At 34.5% G+C, this 21388-nt stretch carries 20 protein-coding genes and 1 other annotated feature; of the genes, 2 read left to right on the top strand and 18 right to left on the bottom strand.

Annotated features, from left to right (window positions below; genetic code table 11):
- Positions 1–8 precede the first annotated feature (8 nt).
- From QVO42_RS02850 to QVO42_RS02815, 8 genes are all read right to left on the bottom strand, one after another.
- Positions 9–1481, bottom strand: a complete 1473-nt coding sequence (locus QVO42_RS02850; RefSeq protein ID WP_022424676.1) for a bifunctional ADP-dependent NAD(P)H-hydrate dehydratase/NAD(P)H-hydrate epimerase — start codon at positions 1479–1481, stop codon at positions 9–11.
- Between the two features lie 66 nt (positions 1482–1547).
- Positions 1548–2987 carry a C40 family peptidase gene (locus QVO42_RS02845; RefSeq protein ID WP_022424675.1) on the bottom strand — a complete coding sequence of 480 codons (1440 nt, stop codon included), beginning with the start codon at positions 2985–2987 and terminating at the stop codon, positions 1548–1550.
- 318 nt (positions 2988–3305) lie between these two features.
- Positions 3306–4013 (bottom strand): ABC transporter ATP-binding protein, encoded by a 708-nt coding sequence (locus QVO42_RS02840; RefSeq protein ID WP_022424674.1) that lies wholly within the window; start codon positions 4011–4013, stop codon positions 3306–3308.
- A 2-nt stretch (positions 4014–4015) separates the two neighbouring features.
- Complete coding sequence (locus QVO42_RS02835) at positions 4016–4792, bottom strand: ABC transporter ATP-binding protein (protein WP_006505112.1); 777 nt, start codon at positions 4790–4792, stop codon at positions 4016–4018.
- Positions 4789–5736, bottom strand: a complete 948-nt coding sequence (locus QVO42_RS02830; RefSeq protein ID WP_022424673.1) for a branched-chain amino acid ABC transporter permease — start codon at positions 5734–5736, stop codon at positions 4789–4791. Before QVO42_RS02830 ends, QVO42_RS02835 begins: the two co-directional genes overlap by 4 nt.
- A gap of 3 nt (positions 5737–5739) precedes the next feature.
- Positions 5740–6612 (bottom strand): branched-chain amino acid ABC transporter permease, encoded by an 873-nt coding sequence (locus QVO42_RS02825; protein WP_022424672.1) that lies wholly within the window; start codon positions 6610–6612, stop codon positions 5740–5742.
- Between the two features lie 61 nt (positions 6613–6673).
- Positions 6674–7816, bottom strand: a complete 1143-nt coding sequence (locus QVO42_RS02820; protein ID WP_022424671.1) for an ABC transporter substrate-binding protein — start codon at positions 7814–7816, stop codon at positions 6674–6676.
- Between the two features lie 124 nt (positions 7817–7940).
- Positions 7941–9053 carry an aminoacetone oxidase family FAD-binding enzyme gene (locus QVO42_RS02815; RefSeq protein ID WP_022424670.1) on the bottom strand — a complete coding sequence of 371 codons (1113 nt, stop codon included), beginning with the start codon at positions 9051–9053 and terminating at the stop codon, positions 7941–7943.
- 117 nt (positions 9054–9170) lie between these two features.
- Between QVO42_RS02815 and QVO42_RS02810 the strand changes: the two genes are divergently transcribed.
- Positions 9171–9911, top strand: coding sequence for a YebC/PmpR family DNA-binding transcriptional regulator (locus tag QVO42_RS02810; protein WP_022424669.1), 741 nt, complete (start codon positions 9171–9173; stop codon positions 9909–9911).
- Positions 9912–9966: 55 nt separating this feature from the next.
- Here the strand turns inward: QVO42_RS02810 and QVO42_RS02805 are convergent, their stop codons facing one another.
- From QVO42_RS02805 to QVO42_RS02790, 4 genes are all read right to left on the bottom strand, one after another.
- Positions 9967–11145 (bottom strand): NAD(P)-dependent malic enzyme, encoded by a 1179-nt coding sequence (locus QVO42_RS02805; protein WP_022424668.1) that lies wholly within the window; start codon positions 11143–11145, stop codon positions 9967–9969.
- 92 nt (positions 11146–11237) lie between these two features.
- Positions 11238–12173, bottom strand: coding sequence for a type I phosphomannose isomerase catalytic subunit (locus QVO42_RS02800; protein ID WP_022424667.1), 936 nt, complete (start codon positions 12171–12173; stop codon positions 11238–11240).
- An 83-nt stretch (positions 12174–12256) separates the two neighbouring features.
- On the bottom strand, positions 12257–12691 hold the full coding sequence (locus tag QVO42_RS02795; protein ID WP_022424666.1) for a 2-thiouracil desulfurase family protein: 435 nt from the start codon (positions 12689–12691) through the stop codon (positions 12257–12259).
- The gene (locus QVO42_RS02790; protein WP_022424665.1) at positions 12675–13328 is read right to left on the bottom strand and encodes an HAD family hydrolase; all 654 of its coding nucleotides are present in this window, start codon (positions 13326–13328) and stop codon (positions 12675–12677) included. Before QVO42_RS02790 ends, QVO42_RS02795 begins: the two co-directional genes overlap by 17 nt.
- Before the next feature lie 116 nt (positions 13329–13444).
- On the opposite strand from QVO42_RS02790, the gene QVO42_RS02785 reads away from it, so the two are divergent.
- A complete protein-coding gene (locus tag QVO42_RS02785; RefSeq protein ID WP_022424664.1) occupies positions 13445–13639 on the top strand; it encodes a hypothetical protein in 195 nt (64 codons plus the stop codon).
- Between the two features lie 68 nt (positions 13640–13707).
- Here QVO42_RS02785 and ileS read toward each other — a convergent pair whose 3' ends face one another.
- The 6 genes from ileS to QVO42_RS02755 form a co-directional block, all read right to left on the bottom strand.
- Positions 13708–16467, bottom strand: coding sequence for an isoleucine--tRNA ligase (ileS, locus tag QVO42_RS02780; RefSeq protein ID WP_022424663.1), 2760 nt, complete (start codon positions 16465–16467; stop codon positions 13708–13710).
- Between the two features lie 35 nt (positions 16468–16502).
- Positions 16503–16703: a binding site (T-box leader), on the bottom strand.
- Positions 16662–17126 (bottom strand): DivIVA domain-containing protein, encoded by a 465-nt coding sequence (locus QVO42_RS02775; RefSeq protein ID WP_022424662.1) that lies wholly within the window; start codon positions 17124–17126, stop codon positions 16662–16664. It overlaps the preceding feature by 42 nt.
- 12 nt (positions 17127–17138) lie before the next feature.
- Complete coding sequence (locus QVO42_RS02770; RefSeq protein WP_022424661.1) at positions 17139–17885, bottom strand: YlmH family RNA-binding protein; 747 nt, start codon at positions 17883–17885, stop codon at positions 17139–17141.
- A gap of 34 nt (positions 17886–17919) precedes the next feature.
- Positions 17920–18345, bottom strand: a complete 426-nt coding sequence (locus QVO42_RS02765; protein WP_117459551.1) for a cell division protein SepF — start codon at positions 18343–18345, stop codon at positions 17920–17922.
- Between the two features lie 42 nt (positions 18346–18387).
- Complete coding sequence (locus tag QVO42_RS02760; protein WP_022424659.1) at positions 18388–19329, bottom strand: 3'-5' exoribonuclease YhaM family protein; 942 nt, start codon at positions 19327–19329, stop codon at positions 18388–18390.
- Positions 19322–21292 carry a glycosyltransferase gene (locus tag QVO42_RS02755; protein ID WP_022424658.1) on the bottom strand — a complete coding sequence of 657 codons (1971 nt, stop codon included), beginning with the start codon at positions 21290–21292 and terminating at the stop codon, positions 19322–19324. The genes QVO42_RS02760 and QVO42_RS02755 overlap by 8 nt, the downstream gene beginning before the upstream one ends.
- Between the last annotated feature and the right edge of the window lie 96 nt (positions 21293–21388).

The following is a 21388-nucleotide window of genomic DNA, read 5'->3' as shown; positions in this document are numbered from 1 at the left end:
TATTCCAGCTATTTTTCTATTTCACCAATAAGCAATGCCATTGTATGAGGAATTTCTTCAATAAGTTTTTCAGGTATAACTGTATATGCCTGCTTTGCGACTTCATCTCCTGCACGCCCATGAATATAGACACCTAGTATTGCAGCTTCTAGTGGTTCATAACCCTGTCCTAATAATGAAGTAATAATACCTGCAAGTGTATCACCCATACCACCTACTGCCATCGCTTTATTACCAGATGCAATACGATAAGATGACTTGCCATCAGTCACAATAGTATGAGGTCCTTTTAAGACAAGGATGCAATGATATTGTGATGCAAAACTCTGTGCAGCAATCATTAAGTCAGGATAGTCTTCTACATGACATAAACGTTTAAATTCACCAATATGTGGTGTAAGGATCACTGAACGGTCTTGTTTTTCTAGTAAGTGCATATTTCTAGAAAGAATTGTAAGTGCATCTGCATCAATTACAAGCGGACAGATAGAAGCAGTCATAATATCTATTACAGCTCTAAAGGCACTTTCTTCTAGTCCTAATCCGCATCCCACTAATAATGCATCATAGCCATCAAAATCATCATAACGGAAGATTTGTGGTCTTAATACAGGAATCGCTTCAGGTATATAAAGAGGTAAAAGAGAGGTTACTTTTTCTGAAGTAATAGTCTTTACTATACCTGCACCTGTATAATAGGCTGCTTTAGTAGCAAGTAATGGTGCCCCTGTATATTGATCACTCCCTACAATTAAGCCATCTACACCATAAATATTCTTATAACCATTATAAACTCGTTTTCTTAAATGTTCCTTTGCGTAGTCCTCTCCTACATATTCAAATAACCCTGCTTCTTTAAAACAATCCTTAACAGCTAATGTTTCTAGAATGACTTTACCTGTATATTCTAATGAACGAGGATCTAAGAATCCTTGTTTTAAAGCAGTTAAGGTAACTGTAAAGTCAGCTTTTAAAGCACCATCGTAGGCTTTACCTGTATTACAATCAAGTCCTGTAGGAATATCAATTGCCCCAATAGTTCCATTATAATTATTCATAATTGATTCTATAATGATTTTATACATTCCTCTAGGTGCACTATTTAAGCCAAATCCAAATAACCCATCGACAATACAATCATAATCATTCCAATTAATTGTATTAATATTGTCTTCATCTACATAGATCAAATGATTCTCTTTACATTGATCACGATAATAACGATTGGCCTGTGATACCTTTCCTATATCTCCACTATAATAATAAATAACATGCTTTCCTAGTTTTTCTAGTTTTAATCCTAAAGAATAACCATCTGCACCATTATTGCCTGGTCCGATAAGAATCGCAAATCTATTATATTGTGTGAAATGATTGAGTAATGCATCACTTGCAAGATTAACAAGTTCTTCTATTTGATATCCATGTTCCAATAAATAAGCATCGTATTGTTTTAATAAATCCTGTGTTCCTATATACATATATAACACTCCCTTCTTAACTATCCTACCATAAAAAAAGGAAATCGAAATCGATTTCCTTAAAGATTATACTCTTCCTCCACCTGCATAATGCGCAGCATAATAAGATTCACCTAGAGAAGACGTGATAACACCCTTCTTTTCATTGGCAGCATGTACGAATCTACCTCCACCTAAGTAAATACCTACGTGAGAAATACCTTTCTTATATGTGTTCTTAAAGAATACAAGATCACCAGGTTTTAATGCGTTTCTATCTACTCTTTGAGTACTATTGAACTGTACAGCAGCTGTACCACTTAAAGAACGTCCATTTTGTCTATATACCCATCTAGTAAAGCTTGAACAGTCAAAGACATCAGGTCCTACAGCACCCATTCTATAACGACATCCAATCTTACCTAAAGCAGTCTGAATAAGAGCCCCATTTCTAGATTTAACTTCTACTGGTAGATTGACTACTGTTGTATTACCAGTCTTATCTGTTGCAGTATAAGTAGCTGTATAGTTACCTTCATTGTTTACATCAACGTTACCACTAATACCTACAGTCTTAGTCACATCACCATCTAAATTATCAATTGCAGATACAAGTAAAGAATTCCAGTTTACTGAAGTACCTTCAGTAATAGATACTTTATTTGTATTCAGTTTAATTTCAGGACCTCTGATATCCTTAATATTAAATGTATATTCCTGTTTAGTTTCATTGCCACTGTTATCAGTCGCAATGATTGTTGCTTTCTGTTCACTATTTAACTTCTTTGTATCAATATCACCTTTAACAGTTAATACTGGTGAAGGATCAAAGTTATCAGATACATCAAAATAATCTGCAGGATTAAATGTATCACCATAGTTTACATCAAAAGACTGTGTTTTTTGAGTTAATGTTGGAGCAACAGAATCCTTAATATTAAATGATAATGTTTTTTTAGCCACATTACCGGCGTTATCTTCTACATGAGCCACAACCTTCTGTTCTCCGATTACAGTTGTGTCAATACCACCTTCGAAAGTGATGAATTCACTGACATCACCATCCACATTATCTGTTGCTTTCACGTAGTCTAATAAGTTATTAGAACCATTGGCTTCTACATCAATAATATATCCACCTTCAGTACGTGAAGCAATAACAGGAGCTTCATTATCAATAACCTGCACTTCAACTTCTTTATCAGTTGTATTCTGGAATGTATCAGTAACAGTCACTGTAACATGATAAGTACCTAATTGTTTTGCTTCATATGATCCTGACTTAATAGAAACATCCATGATATCTAAATTATCACGATTATCTGTGATTTCAAAGTCTGAAGCAGTTAAGTATGTTCCATAAGGAACAACAATCTTATTTGAACGAATAACAGGTGCCTGACGGTCAGCCGCTGCATAACCTACTAGCGCAAATGCAGAGATTGCGAATGCAGGTAATAATATTGTTTTCTGAGTTTTAATTCTATCTACAATTGCATGAAGAGTTACGGGGGCATTTTGAGTCATAGTTATTCTCCTTTTCTTTTCGACAATTGCGATTATAACACTATGCCATATATGTGTCCACCATTTCCTTAAGATATTTTTAAGATTTTATATTTTATATTGTATATATCAGTGTTTTTACGTTTAAGATTTTATTAATAATTAATAAAAATCATGACTTTTGAACTCAAAAGTCATGATGATTTTTTGGTATTTAGCATATATTTTCTTAGAGATTTTGTAGAATCCTAATTTGTCAAATACATATATTCTGATCATTTCAATAGGAGTAACAACATTATTATTTATATTAAAAAAGTCCTCCCTAAGGAGAACTTATTATCCAAGATATGCTTCTCTAACACGTGGGTTATTTGCAACATCATTCGCTTCACCTGATACAGTAATATTACCTGTTTCAAGTACATAAGCATGATCTGCGATAGAAAGTGCTTTATTCGCATTCTGTTCTACAAGAAGGATAGTAACGCCTTCTTTTTCATTAACTTCTTTAATGATATCAAAGATTTCATTGACAAGAATTGGAGAAAGACCCATTGATGGTTCGTCTAATAGTAATAGTTTTGGTTTAGACATCAAAGCACGGCCCATTGCAAGCATCTGCTGCTCACCACCAGATAATGTACCAGCTAACTGTTTCTTTCTTTCTCTTAAACGTGGGAATAATGTATAAATATGTTCAAGGTCATTCTTAATACCATCTGCATCATTACGAAGATAAGCACCCATTTCTAGGTTATCAGCAACACTTAACTGGGCAAAGATACGACGCCCTTCAGGAACCTGTGCTAGACCTTTAGAAACAATCTTATGAGCAGGAGTCTTCATGATGTTTTCACCATTAAAGATAATATCACCACTCTTACCGTTTAATAAGCCAGAGATGGCATGCATTGTACTTGTTTTACCTGCACCATTGGCACCAATAAGTGCAACGATTTCACCTTCTTCTACATTAAATGAAATCTTCTTAATCGCATTAATGACACCATAATGTACTTCAAGATCCTTAACTTCTAATAACATCTTTAGCCCTCCTCTTCATTGCCTAAGTAGGCAGCTACAACATCAGGGTTGTTTCTAATTTCTTCAGGTGTACCAAAAGCAAGTACTGTACCAAAGTTTAATACTGCAATCTTTTCACAGATACCCATAACTAACTTCATATCATGTTCAATAAGAAGAATTGCGACTGAGAACTTTTCTCTTACAATCTTAATAGTTTCCATTAATTCAGCTGTTTCTGTAGGGTTCATACCTGCAGCAGGTTCATCTAATAATAATAGCTTAGGTGCAGTCGCAAGTGCTCTCGCAATTTCAAGCTTTCTCTGTTTACCATAAGGTAAGTTCTTTGCCTTTGATTCTGCAAATTCTTCTAGATGGAAAACACGTAATAATGATAAAGCCTCTTCCTGCATAGCAGCTTCAGCCTTCTTATATTTAGGTGTATGGAACAATGCATCAAAGACAGTATAAGGATGAGAATAATGGAGTCCTACTTTTACATTATCAATAACACTCATTTCCTTGAATAAACGAATATTTTGGAATGTTCTAGCGATACCAGCTTTAGTGATCTTTATCGTATTCGCTTTTTTAATAGGCTGTCCTTCAAAAAGGATACGACCACTTGTTGGCTGATAAACACCTGTTAATAGGTTGAAGACAGTTGTTTTACCTGCACCATTTGGACCAATTAAACCAAATAACTGGTTCTTATCGATTTCAAAGTTAAATTCATCTACGGCTTTTAATCCACCAAACTGAATACCAAGCCCTTCTGCTTTTAATAATGGTGTACTCATTCTGGCTTCACCTCATCTTTCTTTTTAAAGAATGGAAGACGTTCCATGATCTGTTCGCCTTTACCAGTTCCTTTTAAAATCATAGCAGCAATTAATACAATTGCATATAACAACATTCTATACTGTGAGAATGAGATCAATAATTCTGGAATTATAGTAAGCACTATAGCTGCAATAATAGAGCCCTTTAAGTTACCCATACCACCAAGTACTACCATAACTAGAATTTCAACTGATTTGTTGAAGTCAAATCCTTTAGGAAGGATAACTGTATAATAATGTGCATATAAGCCTCCTGCAAGTCCTGCAAAAATAGCACTCACTGCAAAGGCAAATACTTTATAATAACCAACATCAATACCAGATAATTCTGATGCTGTTTCATCTTCACGAATTGAGATAATGGCACGTCCATGTCTAGATTTCACAATTGAATATACGACAAAGATTGTGATAATCATTGCGATAAAGACATAAACAAGATTTGTATTCAAAGGAATACCAATTAAACCTTTTGCGCCATTAGTGATTTCAAGGTTATTCATAATAACACGGATGATTTCATTGAAAGCAAGAGTGATAATACAAAGATAGTCACCTTTTAATCTTAATACTGGAATACCGATAATTAAACCAATAACACCAGCAGCAATCGCACCAATAAGTAATGATACAATAAATGGAAGATTTAAATAAATACTAATTAAAGCTGATGTATAAGCACCTACTGACATAAAACCAGCATGTCCTAAAGTAAGCTGTCCTAAATAACCAGCTGCTAAGTTAAGTGATACAGCGAGGATAATATTAATACCACAAAGAATTAATACACCCTGCCAATAAGAGTTAATAACAGATGTAGCTGTTCCTACCATCAATACCGCAAAGATCACAATTGATAGAATGAATGATCTGAATAGTTCGTTTTTTAATAGTTTTTCCATAGACTACACCTTCTCTCTTACATTCTTACCAAATAAGCCTGCTGGCTTAACTAATAAGACAAGAATAAGAATACCAAATACAACCGCATCAGAGAAATCTGATGAGATATATGCAATAGTAAGTGATTCTGCAACACCAAGCATTAAGCCACCTACCATAGCTCCTGGTACACTACCAATTCCACCAAGTACAGCTGCGATAAATGCTTTAATACCTAACATTAACCCAATATATGGAGTGATTAATGAATAAGCACATCCATAAATAACACCCGCAATAGCACCAAGTCCTGAACCAATCGCAAATGTAAGAGATACTGTTGTATTTACATTAATACCCATTAACTGGGCTGCACCCTGGTCTTCTGATACAGCACGCATTGCTTTTCCTAGTTTTGTCTTATTAATAAAGAACAATAGAACAGCAGTACATACAGCAGTTACAACTAAAGTAATAACAGTGATATATTTAATAGAAATACCACCGAGATTGATTGTACCCTTTGGCATAATCTGTGGGAATGTACGAGCCGCACTACCAAAGATTAATAAGAATACATTTTCTAATAAGTAGCTGACACCAATGGCAGTGATCAATACTTCAAGTGAACCTTTACCTCTTAAAGGTTTATAAGCTACTTTTTCTGTTAAAACACCTAAAGTTGCAGTGGCAACTATAGAAAACAAGATTGCTGGAATAGGTCCTACAAAACCCATCGCGATTAATGCGAAATAAGCCCCTGCCATGATGATATCACCATGGGCAAAGTTGATCATTTTCGCAATACCATAAACCATTGTATAACCGATTGCAACTAAAGCATACATACTCCCAGTCGAGAGTCCGTTGATGATTTGGTTGATAAAGTTAATCATAATTACTTCTCCCCTCTAAAAATAAAAAAATAAGGAGAGATGAACTCTCCTCTATTCATCGTTATTTTGTAGTTACATACTGACCGTTCTTGATAGTAACGATATTTAATTCCTTAACAGGGTTGTGGTTCTTATCATAAGTGAATCCACCACAAACTGCTTCATCATCAGATACTTTGACCTTTGCTAATGCAGCATTTACCTTTTCAGGATCAGTTGATTTAGCTTTGTTGATAGCTTTCATCATAACAGTAACTGTATCATAAGCCATACCAGCAAACATACTTGGAGTTGTTCCATATTCTTTTTCATAAGCTTTTACGAATTCATATGTAGGACCGCTAGTTGCATCTTTGTTGTAACCACTTGTGAAGAAGCAGTTTTCAAAGTCTGCAGTGTTAACACCCTTAACACCAAGAACACCATCCCAGCCATCAGCACCAAATATTGGAGCCTTAACGCCAGAGTCTCTTAACTGTTTAGTAATAGATACAACTGATTCATAGTAATCTGGTAAGAAAACAGCATCAGGATTAGCCTGTTTGATCTTAGAAATGAATGTTGAGAAATCTTTAGTATTTGCATTATATGCTTCATAGAATGAAACATTAACACCCTGCTTCTTAGCTTCAGCTTTATAAGCAGCTGCAACACCTGTAGAATAATCAGATTCCTTGTTGTAAAGAACTGCTACGTTCTTGAAATCATATTTAGCTTTAGACTGTTTAGCTAAGTAAGTACCAGCATAAGAGTCATTTGTACAGATTCTAAATACGTTCTTATAAGCTGTTTTACCATTCATAGTGAATTTATCACCTGAAGCAGATGGTGAAAGAATTGGTGTATTGTTCTTGCTTGAAGCACTTGCTACTGAAAGTGCTGAACCAGTTGTTACTGGTGAAAGAACTGCAGTGACCTTATCATCGTTATATAACTTGTTATAGTCATTTACGGCTGTAGTTGGATCAGCCTTATCATCATAGTAAACGCCTGTAATCTTAGTGCCATGTTTCTTGTTATAATCATTAATAGCCATCTTCATAGCATTCTTTACGGCTGAACCATACTGAGAAGCTTCACCACTTAGTGGACCGATAAAACCAAATTTAGGTGCTTTGATATCTGTTGTGGATGAATTCCCATTACTACAACCTACTAACATTGCTGCGACTGCACCAGCTGTCACGATTGTTTTTAATTTCATACATTATCCCTCCAATTTGTATATGCTCCTTATTATACAATCTCATTTTGGTTTGTCAATATAATTTCTTTACTATTTTTACAACAAAACAAATAATTTTGATTTTATTTACCTTTTTCCTAATTTATTGTATTGTTTTTGAAACTTCTTTAAATACTGAATAAGCGCTTGCTAAGGCAAAATGAATGTTATATCCACCACAATCTCCAGTAATGTCTAATATTTCACCTGTCGCATAAAGATGAGGATAGCTGATGAATTCAAAAGATTCATTAAAATTAGAAATCATCAATCCCCCAAGGTCTGCCTGGGCAAATTCTTCACCTCTTAGCTCTTTGACAGTCAATTCTAAATGTTTTAGGAAAGAAACCGGGTTCTTCTGATTTTCTAGTATTGGAACAAGTTTTGGATGAACTAAACCATCATAAGGGCCACTCATTGTTTGTAGTGTATGAATAATAGAATATAACTCCTGATCAGTAAACTCAGGATAGAAATCACATATAATTTTATCTCCAAGACGGGCATAGCGACTTAATACCATTACTGCAATTCCACTAATACCATAATCAGTAAAAAGAAGTTCTCCTTTTTCTGTATGTCCATTTAGAGTAAATTCTCCCTTCATTCTCACTCCCTTTAATTTCTTATAAGCAGGAGTCGTAATGAGCTGAGTAATAGTTGGTCTCATAGGGCGATAATCAACTTTAAGTGAGTTAAATAAAGTACGTCTATCTTTCATACCTGATAATTTACCAGCAGGAGTACCGCAGGCAATAGTGACATAATCTGCTTGATAATCTTGATGCGCTGCATGAATAAAATAACCATGCTTACTCTTTTTAATTGACAATACTTCTTCATCACATATAATCTTTACGCCATATTCTTCCGCTCTATTTAAAAATAATGTCTGTACAGCTTTTGCTGACTCACTATAAGGGTATAAGAGATTTCCCATATATTTTGTATAAAGCCCAATATCCTTAAGTGCTTCTACTATATCAAAATCATGAATGATATCATTTACCCATGGTTTGATGTCTCCATCATAATGTGCCTTGTCTAGATCCTTGTTAGAAAGATTACAACGCCCATTGCCTGTAGCTAAAAGTTTCTTTAATGGTTTGTCATTGGCTTCAAGTACAACCACATCCATATCTAGATATTTTTTCAATAAAATAGAAAGATATATACCTGATATACCTCCCCCAATAATAATCATTTTCTTTTTCATTTTTATACACCTCGATACAATAGTAATGCATTTCCAGTGTATTTTCCAATTCTTTATTGAAATAATTAGTCTTTGTGTTTATAATGTGTAAGGAAATTTACAAGGAGGAATTAGATTATGGGTAGAGCTCATGAAGTACGTAAAGCCGCAATGGCAAAGACTGCTGCTAAGAAAACTAAACTTTATTCTTACTATGGTAAAGAAATCTATTTAGCAGCGAAGGCAGGCGGCCCTGAACCGGACGGTAATCTAAGCCTTAGAAGATTAATTGAAAAAGCAAAGAAAGATCAGGTTCCTGGAGACGTTATCAAGCGTGCGATTGATAAAGTTAAGAACGGTGCTGTAGAAGATTATGAAAGTGTACAGTTTGAAGGTTTTGGTCCTTCAGGATCAACTGTTATTGTTAAATGTTTAACAGATAACATCAACCGTACTATTTCACAGGTACGTCCTGCATTCACTAAATCAAAAGCTAAGCTTGGTGCTGAAGGTTCAGTATCTTATTTATATGATGTAGAATCTGTTGTTCAGTTCAAAGGAATGGACGAAGAAACTGCAATTGATGCATTAATCGAAGGCGAAGTTGATCCTAAAGATATCGAAACTTTAGAAGATGGCAGCTTAAAGATTACTGGCGAACCAACTGATTATAACGCAATTAAGACAGCTATTGAAAATAAGCTTCCTGATGTTGAATTTGATGTTGATGAAATCCAAACTAAACCACAGGAAACAGTTGAACTTGAAGGTGAAGATATGGTTTTATTTGAAAGACTAATGAATCTTCTTAATGACTGTGATGATGTTGACCAGGTTTATCACAATGTTTCTAACTATGATGATGGTGAAGAAGAATAGCGAGAGCTATTCTTTTTTTCGCAAAAAAATACGGTTCTTATGAACCGTATCTGTATTATTTATGAGCAATTACATCTTCTTTAATAGCTTGGTCACTTACTGCTTTTGCAACAGTCACTGCTACACGTGCGTCAGTTGCACGAGGGATAATGTAATCCTTATTTAATTCTTCATCGCTCACAAGACTTGCTAAGCCCTTTGCAGCAGCTAGTTTCATACCTTCAGTAATCTTAGTGGCATGAACATCTAAAGCGCCTCTAAATAAGCCTGGGAAGGCTAATACATTATTAATCTGGTTAGGGAAGTCTGAACGTCCAGTTCCTACGACTGCAGCACCTGCATTGACTGCATCATGATATTTGATTTCAGGTTCTGGATTAGCCATTGCGAATACAATTGGCTTTTCTTTCATTGACTGAACCATTTCTTTAGTAAGAAGACCTGGAGCTGAAACACCAATAAAGACATCTGCTTCTTTGACTGCTTCTGCCATAGTCATACGTTTATTAGATTTGTTTGTGATTTCTGTTAATTCCTGAGTTAAGAAGTCATACTTATCATAATCATCCTTGATCACAATACCATTGATATTAAAGCCATAGATTTCCTTAACACCTAAATCATGAATCATATGGATAATAGAGCTTCCTGCTGCACCTGTACCACTGACTACTACAGTGACATCTTCCGGTTTCTTATCTACAACCTTTAAGGCATTCACTAAAGCAGCAGTAACGACAATAGCTGTACCATGCTGATCATCATGGAATACAGGAATATCTAATTCCTTCTTTAGTGTTCTTTCAATTTCTACACAACGTGGTGCACTGATATCTTCTAGGTTGATACCACCAAAAGTAGGGGCAATCTGTTTACAGAACTTAATGATTTCCTGAGGATCCTTTGTATCAATACAAAGAGGAACAGCATCAATATTCGCATATTTCTTAAAAAGAATAGATTTACCTTCCATTACTGGAAGTCCAGCAGCTGGTCCAATATCACCAAGTCCTAGTACTGCAGTTCCATCACTGACTACTGCCACACTATTACCCTTCCATGTATAATCATAAACAGTTTCTGGATTATTGTGGATTTCACGACATGGCTGAGCAACACCAGGTGTATAAGCCATAGATAAATCTTCCATTGTGTCCATTGGTACCTTCACATTGATTTCCATCTTACCATGATGTTCTTTATGAAGTGCTAATGCTTTTTCATATATATCCATGTTTTTTCTCCTTATCATCATTTTTACACCAAAATTATACGAAGCATTTCAATAGAAGTCAATAAAAGAGCACTTTCGTGCTCTTAAATGAATTATAGTGTTGTCACCATTAATTCTAGTCCACCTTCATAATGTACTAAATCAACATCTGAACAGATAATAAACTGATCACCCTTTTTAATAGGCATATCATTGACAGTACCTTCACCATCAATGACTGATACTAACTGGAAAGGATCATCATTCTTAATTTCTGTACTTCCTTCAATTAAGTAATGATCAACAGTTAAATATTCACATTTTAAATATCTAGTCTTAGAACCATGGTCTAATTTAGTATTTACAAATAATTTATTCTGATCTAAGTCAGCTGGTACCTTTGTACAGTCGATTGACTGCTGTACATGTAATTCTCTTTCTTTACCATCATCACCCTTACGATGATAATCATAAACACGATAAGTGATATCTGAAGACTGCTGTGCTTCATAGATTAATGAACCACCACAGATTGCATGTAATGTACCTGCTGGGATATAGAAGAAATCACCCTTGTGGATTTTAAAACGATTGAGTAATTCATCATACTTATCTTCTTCAATATCCTTAATGAATTCTTCTTTAGTTTTAGCATAATGACCCATAACCATATCTGTACCATCATCCGCCTGTAATACATACCATGATTCAGTCTTACCTAAAGAATTTTCATGAATCTTTGCATATTCATTATCTGGATGTACCTGTACAGATAAATCCTGTTTAGCATCAATAATTTTTACAAGTAATGGGAACTGATCACCTTCTACATTACCAAATAATTCACGATGATTTTCAAACATCCATGATACTGTTTTTCCTTTATATTCACCTTCAGCGATTGGGCAATCGCCACTCTTATGACCTGAGATAACCCATGCTTCTCCTGTATGATCACTTGGGATATCATAACCATAAACATCTCTTAACTTAGTTCCACCCCAGATTTTTTCTTTTAAAACTGGCTGGACCTTTAAAATATGACCCATTATATATTCCTCCTATTTCATATACTCATATTCTAATATATTCATTCCTATTTTTCTAGTCTAGCGCTTACTTTGTATATTTTTTACTGCTTACCTGGATAATTTTCTTCTGTATAAATCTTATATCCTTCTTTTTTTAGTAAACGTACAAAGATTCCATCTGCATCAATGACCCTGTGGGAGAATGTACCATCATAAATATGATTAAGACCACAGCTAGGTGAACGGCTCTTTAAAATAACATAATCAATATCATATGCTTTAAGTATATCTAGTGCCCTTTGTGCTCCCTCTACATATTCCTTTGTAACATTTTTACCATTAACTGTCTCTACACATAATGGCTCTTCTGAAACTATTTCAGCAGGATCTCTAGGAATAGAGAGCCCTCCTAATACTTCAGGACAAATAAGTACTGCTTCACCTTTCTTATCAATAAGTTCTAATGCTTCTATTCTATTAGAATCTCCTCGATAAGTACAATCATAGCCACATAAGCATTTACTTATTCCAATCATCTACATACTCCTTAATGTCATGTGCTTTATAAGCGATTTTAGTAGCTCCTGCAGTCTTTAACTCTGCCTCTCCTCTAAATCCCCAATCACAGCCAATTGTCTTCATAGAAGCGTTAATTCCTGTTTCTATATCAACATTAGAATCACCAATAAAGACACATTCATCCTTGGTTAAACCAATATCATTTAATGCAAGATTTAAAGAAGTAATATCAGGCTTTTTAGGATAATCTGCACATCCTCCATATGTAGTAATAAAACGATCACCAAATAGCTTAGGTACAATCACTTCAGCTACTGTATGTGGTTTATTTGTGACACAAGCAAGCTTAATACCTGCTTTATGTAAATCTTCTACTAATTCTTTAATACCAGGATATGGTGCTGTGTAATCAAAACAATGATCCTTATAGTAGTCCATGAATTCTTGTAAACATTGATCAAACAAATCCTGATGATCTTCTCCAAGTGCACGTTCTACTAGTTTTAAAACACCATTACCTACATACTGTTTATAGTTTTCAATAGGATGTGGTGCTAACCCACATGCCTCCAAAGCATGATTTGTACTTACTGCAAGATCCTTTAAAGAATCAACTAATGTTCCATCTAAATCAAATATACAACCTTTTATCATAACTGCCTCCATAATGTACCCCCATTATAACATTCTCATCCTATGAGTTTAAGCCTAATTATCTAATTGTTTTCGCTTACACACAATGATATAATAAATTTAAATGAGGTGAAATTATGAACGGATTAAAAGAACATAAATATATGGATTTCTTAACAACTATTGGCTATATCGTATTCGCGTTATGCTGTGTGATTGGTTTCTTTGCACATTTATATATCTTATTTGCGGTAGGTTTTGTTTTGATTTTTGTATTAAGATTAATCGGATACTCTTTAGATCGCTTTAATGAATATAAGCGTGGCTATTAGTCTAGATTTCTAGACTTTTTTATTGGATGTTAAAAGGATATGGGAACGCGTCCCATATCCTTGTTTTTTTATTCTTCTTCACTAGCTGGTAAAGTTTCTACAACTTCATGACATCTTGGACATAATCCATCTACTAATTCGCCTTCTTCGAACCAGTTCCAGCATCTTGGACACTGAACACCATGGAATTTTTCTGCCTTGATGAAACAAGTTTCATATTCATCTTTACCTTCAGCATTGTCATCTAAAGTCACTTTTGCGACGATGAATAACTGTTTCATAGAATCTTCTAATGCAGCTAAAGACTTATATTCATCCTTAAGAGTGATAGTAAGCTTACCTTCCATGTTAGAATTGATTACTTTTTCAGCTCTTAAGTTTTCTAATGATTTCATTACATCAGTACGTAAGTTCATGAATAAGTCGAACTGTTCTTTTAATGCATCCGCATTTTCAATTTCGAACTTTTCAGGCTTAGCTTCTAGGAATACAGATTCTTCCTGTTTTGCATCACAATGGAAGTGATCGTGTAATTCTTCTGCAGTGAAGACTAAGATTGGTGAGATTAACTTCATCATTGTCTTTGCATGATGATAAAGAACTGTCTGTACCTGTCTTCTTCTTGTAGAATCAGCCTTTTCGATATAAAGGATATCCTTTGTGAAGTCCATATAGAATGCACTTAATGTATTAGTGAAGTAGTTTAAGATTTCCTTATTTGCTTCTGAGAAGTTATAAGCATCCATAGACTTATGATATGCATCCATTAAGTCATTTAACTTAGCTAACATATACTGATCAACTGGTTCTAATTCATTGACTGGTAATACATCAGTATCCTTGAAATCATTTAAGTTACCAAGTAAGAAACGCATAGTATTTCTTACCTTACGATAGCTTTCAGATACTTTCTTTAAGATATCATCAGAGATACGTACATCTGACTGGAAGTCTACAGTAGTAGCCCATAATCTTAAGATATCAGCACCCCATTTATTGATTGTCTTGATTGGATCTACAGCGTTACCACCAGACTTACTCATCTTTAATCCCTTACCATCAAGAGTGAAACCATGAGATAAGACAGTCTTATATGGTGCTTTACCATGTACTGCAGTACCGATGATTAATGAAGAGTTGAACCATCCACGATACTGGTCACTTCCTTCGAAGTATAGATCAGCTGGATAACCTAATCCTCTTTCTACTAATACACCAGTATGTGATGAACCTGAGTCAAACCATACGTCCATGATATCTTTTTCTTTCTTGAAGATACCATTTGGTGAATGTTCGTTTGTATAACCTTCTGGTAATAAATCTTTTTCATCTCTTTCAAACCATACGTTTGAACCAAATTCTCTAAATAGTGCTGATACATGATCAAATACTTTCTGATCAATTACAGGAGTACCATCTTCACAATAGAAGATTGGAATTGGAACACCCCAAGTTCTCTGTCTTGAGATACACCAGTCACCACGGTCTTTAATCATATTATAGATTCTGATATGACCCCATTCATTGATCCAGTTAACGCTATCGATTTCACTTAATAGTTTTTCTCTGATCTTATCGATAGAACAGAACCACTGGTCAGTTGCTCTAAAGATGATAGGCTTCTTAGTACGCCAGTCATGAGGGTAGCTATGTGTAATCCAAGTAAGATTTAATAAAGCGCCTAATTCTTCTAGTTTTACTGTAACAGTCTTGTTTGCATCATCAACATACTGACCTGCAAGCCATTCACCACATGATTCCATCATGCAGCCATGTTCATCAACGTTTACAAGTACTGGTAATTTATATTTCTGACAGATGTTAAAGTCGTCTACACCAAATCCACTTGCTGTATGAACGCATCCAGTACCTGAATCAGTTGTAACATGGTCACCCATGATAACTAATGATTCTCTTTCTGGATAAAGTGGATGAGTACATGTGATGTATTCTAATTCTTCACCCTTGAAACGTTTTAAGATTTCTTTTTCTTTTAATCCAAATGTTTCCCATAATGAATCAACTAATTCTTCTAAGACAACAAGATTACCTTTTTCAGATTTAACTAATGCATAAGTGAAACGTGGGTTTAAACAGATTGCCTGGTTTCCTGGGATTGTCCAAGGAGTAGTAGTCCAGATTACGAAGTAGTTATCATCACCTTCTAAGATGCCTTTACCATCTTTTACCTTGAAACGTACATAGATAGTAGGTGATTTTACATCATGATATTCTACTTCTGCTTCAGCTAATGCTGATTCAGATGAAGGTGACCAATATACTGGCTTTAATCCTTTATAGATTAATCCATCTACAGCCATCTTCGCAAATACATCAATCTGTCTTGCTTCAAATTCTTTATGTAAAGTTAAATATGGATGTTTGTAGTCTGCAAATGTACCTACACGGATACACTGCTGCATCTGACGTTCAACCTGCTTTAATGCATATGCATAACATTTTTCTCTGAACTTTGCAGTAGACATAGATTTTCTATCTACACCCTGCTTCTGAATTGCATTTTCGATAGGTAAACCATGAGTATCCCATCCTGGAATATATGGTGTATAGAAACCTTCCATATTCTTATAACGACAAATAACGTCTTTAATAACCTTATTTAACATATGTCCAACATGCATATTACCATTTGCATATGGAGGTCCATCATGGAAAATGAAATGTTCTTTTCCTTCATTCTGTTTGATCACCTTTTCATACATGTTAGCGTTCTGCCATCTTTCTACGTAAGCAGGTTCCTTAGTAGGAAGCTTACCACGCATCTCAAAATCAGTTTTTGGCATTAAGAGTGTGCTTTTGTAATTCATATATATCCCCTTTCACAAATAAAAAAACGTCCTTCATAAAGGACGTTTGCACGCGGTACCACCTTTGTTCATATCATTCGATATGCACTTAAGATCTTAACGCAATCAACGGCATTCCCTACTTTATTCAGGATGCAGCTCCAGAGTGATTCCTGACCAATACACCTTCACCGTTTCCACCACCCACGGTTTCTCTATAAGTTCTCTTGATCAGCGCTCTCTTTCTTCGCTTTTTTTTCTTCTTCATTAATTAAACTAAAAATTTCTGATTTGTCAATAGTTTCTAGCAATTCTGTGCTGATTTTTACAATTTCAGCCCTAAAATCTTTTGCTTCATCCTTAAAGCCTTCTACTTCATCACTTAAACCCTTCACATAATTCATAGACTCTTTAAGAATCATATTCGCATTATGCTTCGCCTTTGTAATCAGTTCACTGGCTTCCTTTAAAGCAAGACGGGAAATCTCTTCATTGGTCTTTCGTTCAACAGATTGACGATTAGCCATCGCGATATTCTCTTTTTTAACTTTATCCAACTCTTTTTCAAGTCTTCTAATTTGTAAAGTAGTTTCCTGAATTTTCTTTTCTAAAGTCTCAATCATATCATCGACTTCTTCAGTATTATATCCACGAAGCTGCTTATTGAACATGTATCCCATAACCGTGTCCCCTCATCGATAATATTGGCCTTCTATTACATAATTATCCTGCTTTGTTCTTCTATCTGTTATGAATATCTTTACTCGGCCATGATGACGTAAAGATATTATAGCGTTATTATCGCATATTTTTGAAATATCTTCAATAACTTTGTAGTTAAGCTTGACATACTGACCATGAATGGCTTCTACTGCTTTATTGCGAGAGATGCCAAATAATTGCGCAACCATCTTATCTAAACGTAAAGAAGAAACGATCACTGTTTTAGTATAGGTATCCTGCTGAATAGACAGACGATCTTTACTTTCTACTAAATGAATAGAAGAACGTTTGATACGTGTGAGATTCATACGAATATAATCGCTATTTTCTGTCATACAGGCAAAGGAAAGCGGCTCTTCATTGATATCACCGATACATTGACGCTTAATACCTAAATGCATTAAAGCCCCTAAGACATCGGAATGTTTGAGTTTTCCAAATATATCATTATAATCTACTTGAAATACTGTAACTTTAAAGTCTTTAGGTTCAAATTCATAGAAATCAGGCGCTATGAGCACTCTTTTATTTTCTGCCCCATCAAAGCCTCCATCTGCTTCTACTTTGAGTTCATGACCAATAACACTTTCTACAATGGACTGCTGATGTGGATCAAGAAATTGTGTAAGAATCATACGCTGTGAATAAAGTGCCTGATCCTTGTAATCTAATATTTTAGAGACGAATTCTTCATCACCTTTAAAATGTTCTAACATATTTCATAAAAAAAGTATTAGCGGATGCTAATACTTATTCCTCCGTACTTGTAGGTGTGTCATCATCAAGAGTAATTGAACCAGTTACACCGATGTTCTTAGGTGTACATAAGAAAATCTTAGGACCAATTACCTGAATATCACCATCAATTGCGAAAATAACACCAGTTAAGAAATCAACAACACGTTTCTGCTGTTCCTTCTGTAAACGATGTAGGTTAACGACAGCTGCTTTATTTTTCTTTAAATAACCACCAATTTCCTGAGAATCAGAATAAGCACGTGGTTCAAATAATACAAGACTAGAGTTGGCATCAAATGGCTTCAACATCTCACTTGTCTTTTTAGTCTTATTGTTTTCAAAAATATTAGAATTTTCTTCCTGTCCGTTTTGTGCAGTATTGTAGTCTTCTGTATATCCTTCTTCTTCACCGAATAACCAATCTTTAACCTTATCCATACACATGTAAAACCTCCTGTTTGTTTTGTTTATTATAACACATTAGTGATGTGATTTGTACACATTTCTATTTTCTAACCCAAAGATACGTGCAGAATATGATCCTGGTTCAGTATCCTTGAGGGCTTTTTCAAACATATTCATTCTTGCATCTACATTATCAATAAGTGTTAATGCTTCTGCTTCAGGAATCTGTGGAAGAACTGGAGAACCATATTCCTGTTTACCATGATGAGAAAGAATCATATGTTCTAGTAAGAATACTTCTTCTCCCTCGATATGTAATTCTTCTGCCATGTCCTTCACCATTGCATGACCAATAGAGATATGACCTACTAAGCTTCCTTCAATAGAATAAGCAGGAACAATAGGTCCTGTGAATTCTTTAACCTTACCAATATCATGTAGAATAACACCTGCATATAGTAAATCTGCATCTAGAAAGCTATAAACGTTAATGAGCTGATCTGCAAGCTTCAACATACATAAAGTATGATAAAGAAGTCCTGAGGCAAAATCATGATGATTTTTAGTAGCTGCAGGATAGTTCACAAAAGCTGTATAATGTTTTTCAATAAGTCCATGAACAATCGCATAAAGACGAATGTTGTGGATCTTCTTCATATACATATCTAATTCCTTCTGCATCACTGCTTTTTCAATAGGTGGCTGTGGTAAGAATAAAGCCTTCTGTTCATCATTCATTTCAATAGGCTCAAGCTTAACGATTTTCATCTGTCTCATGCCCTTATAGTTGATGATATCTCCTTTACCTCTTACAACCTGTCCTCTTTCAAATAAACGAATCTGTTCATCTGTGGCAGACCAGAGCTTTGCATCAATAGTGCCTGTTGCATCCTGTAAGACAATATTTAAATAAGAAGACTTGTTGGCACCATTTGTTTTACCTACAGTGACTGAGATAATAATAGCTTCAAAGCCAACTGTTTCTTTTCCTGGATTCATTTCATTAATTTTAATCATTCAATTCACTCCATATTTCATCCATCACAATCAGAATATCTTCATAATCATACCCCTTTTGCTTAAGAAAACGGCTGATACGCATCTTTAATTCCTGATCATGATATTTATTTTGATAACGTTTATATGTCTTTTCACATTCCTGTTTTAATAAAGACAATGTACGTTCATGAGAAAATTCAAAATCATAGCTATTCATAACAGAAAGAATTGTATTTTCGCTATATCCTTTATTATATAAGGTTCTCTTGATTTTTTGAATTAATCCCTGTGGAAAGAGCTTTCTATTGTTTGAATAGAGCTGATCCACAATATTAAAAGCATATTCTTTTTCTTCTGATTCGTCAAATTTTTCGATTTCTTCTTCAATTAAATGTTCTGGAATGTCTTTATTCTTTAAATCAATAAGTGCCTTTTTTAAGCCTTTGCCCTTCTTAAGAGTTGCATCAATATAGCTTCTTACATATTTACGATCATCTATGAGATGACGATCTGTTAATAAAGCCATACATTTCATAATTTCTATTTCATTATAGTCTCCATAAGTTTCTAAGCGTTTCTTTAAGTCATGGAAACAATAATCATGATAGCTAAGCAGCTTTACTGCTTTAAAATATAAATGTCTGATATTCTGCTTCTCTTTAAGAATATCTATAACTTCCTGATTGACACGAGTTTGAATGGCGAGATGGAATGTTTCTACATCTTCTATAGTACATTCAAGAGCTATTTTTCTTTTACCACTTACAAATTCTACTGAAACTCGCTTTTCATGTGGTTTTATTGAAGAGACTACAAAACAGTTTTCAAAATGATCAATAGAACTGTTATACACATGCATCACTCCTTTATAGAATGTATGAGAATCAAATTGTTGGGCATGATGAGCTGCATACTCTTTATAAGGTGTAAGATCCTTATGAGATAATTCTATTACTTTTTCGATATATTCTTCTTGAGTATAAAAGAAATGACCATTACCACCCTCTACAATAACAGGATCTAAATTAGAATCATATCTTGCAAGAACTGGTAAAGAAGAGGCCATCGCTTCAATAAATGTTAGACCTTGTGTTTCTGTTAGAGATGCTGAGACAAATAAATCTCCCGAATAATAGAAATCAGGAATAACATCTGCACTTTGACATCCTGCAAAACGAATATAATCATCCATTTTTAAATCATGTGTTAATTGCATCAAAGTGTTCTTTGCAGGTCCATCACCTATAATAAACAATCGTATATTTGGATTCCTTTGAACGATTTCGGGCATTGCGTTAATGATGAGATCTAATGATTTTTCTTCAGCAAGTCTGCCTAAAGAGATTAAATTAAAATGATTAGTAAGACCATACTCTTCTTTGATTTGATTTGTATGTTCTTTATTATATATTTTAAAGCGTTCTAATTCGAGTCCCGTAGGTACAATATTGATTTCTTTCTTTATTCCAATAGATTTCATCATAGAAGCAGTTTTAGCACTAGGGACAATAAGAGACGTTGTATGGGTTGTATATATCTTCATCAGCTTCTTTACAATCTTTTTCGCGATTGAATCGAATGGTTCGATTCCTTTAGTGACATAGTAAGTGTAGTCATAAAGATTGGTATGGAATGTATATACGGTAGGAATATTAAGCTTATAACCACATAATCGTCCAAATAAGCCTACGCCATATTCAGTCTGCGTATGAATGATATCAGGATTAAATTCTTTAATCTTTTTAAATATTTTATTATTATAAATGCCTGCCATACGGTATCCATAAATACTTTTAAGAGAGATTCCATTCATTCTAATAATAAATGGATCATCTTCCATATGAACACCAAGAGGAGGAATTGTAGTTATAATCAAGACTTGATGACCATGTTTCATTAATTCATTTCTGAGTATACCAATTGATGAAACAACGCCATTAATATCAGGATAATAAGTGTCTGTAAATATCGCAATACGCATGTTGAATCTCCTTTAGCTTGCACTTACATTATACTGAATATAATAGAAAATTAAAACATAAAAAAAAGGACCTGGCAGCTTGCTATTGTCGCGTCT

Origin of the sequence: Catenibacterium sp. CAG:290, assembly GCF_000437715.1 — a bacterium.
GTDB lineage: Bacteria > Bacillota_I > Bacilli_A > Erysipelotrichales > Coprobacillaceae > Catenibacterium > Catenibacterium mitsuoka_A.
This window is presented reverse-complemented; position numbering and strand designations above follow the sequence as displayed.